Here is a 1,240-nt window from a genome sequence, read left to right as displayed (position 1 = left end):
AAAAAATTTGAAAAATTGTGTCTAAAATGTGAACAAATAGGAAAAAGGGTTGTAGTCCATCTTTCACATGTGATACATTAAGTCTGTACATAATTATTCTTAATGGAGGAAAGTTCATGAAAAAAGGGTTGTTTTTATCAATTTTGCTTGTTTTTATGTTAGCGCTTGCTGGCTGTGGAAAAACGGCACAAGAAAAGTTTGTAGATACGTATAAAAATCAGACGGATTTACCGGAAAAATATACACAATCTGTATCTTTTAAGGTTGATAGTTTTGAGTCAGATGATCTAGATACGGAATCAGCTGCAATTGTTGAATTACTGAAGCAAATGCAAGTGACTTTAACGTCATCTGTGGATTCAAAAGCTGAAAAGGGTGCAACAGATATTAAACTTGTTTCCAAAGGAAGCATGAAAATGAATGTGGACTTGACAGTTCTAAGTGATATGAAGTCTGGTGAATTCTTCATTCCACTTAAAAATATTGTTGATGTAGATAGCGGTGTGAAAACACTAATCGATGGTCAAACAAGTGGAGTTTTTTCGGAAATTACGAAAAGTCATCCTGAGCTGAAAGATAAATATCTAAGCAGTAAAACAATCACAGAATTTGCAGGCACAGAAGAGCCCGCTAAAACTTCTGGAAAAACAGTTAAAGCAACAGAAGATTTGCAAAAAGAAATTAACAAAATGATGACAGATTACCTAAACGGCTTAGACGAGAAACGTTTCTCGAAAGGGAAAGATGACGCTGTTGAATTAACGCTTGCTAAAAAAGATTTCTTGGCTCTTTTAACAAAAACTCACAAAATGCTTGGAAAAGATAATGTGAAAAAAGACATTAAAACCATTGCTTCTGAGCAAGGATCAGTCACAGATTTTGATGATAACTACACTGAGTTCCGTGGCGAACTGAAAGATACTATTGCAGATTATGAAAAAGACAAAACTGTGAAAATTTCAATGCCGATTAGTATGAAAGCTGGAAAAGGCGACAAACTTGAGTCAATGACGATGAAAATCAAAATTGATAACTCAAAAGCTCGAACAGATTCCTTTAAAATGGCAGCAACCATGAAACTTACAAACAAAGACTTCGTTAAACTACCAGCTTTTCCAAAAAGCTCTGAAGTTTTAAGTGGAAAAGAACTTGAAACGATTCTTCAAGAAGCATTCATGAAAGTCATGTATGGTGACAAAGTGAAGACAACTGATCTTGAAGATTTAGATCTCTCAGAAGA

At 34.4% G+C, this 1,240-nt stretch carries 1 protein-coding gene; it reads left to right on the top strand.

The genetic code is table 11. The features are described 5' to 3' along the window. Window positions 1-116: 116 nt before the first annotated feature. Window positions 117-1,240, top strand: a 1,124-nt coding sequence (locus tag HCK02_RS13840; protein WP_167630679.1) for an Lmo2079 family surface lipoprotein, incomplete at its 3' end; no start/stop codon positions are given.

Source organism: Listeria valentina (assembly GCF_011800755.1).
GTDB classification, from domain to species: domain Bacteria; phylum Bacillota; class Bacilli; order Lactobacillales; family Listeriaceae; genus Listeria; species Listeria valentina.
This window is presented reverse-complemented; position numbering and strand designations above follow the sequence as displayed.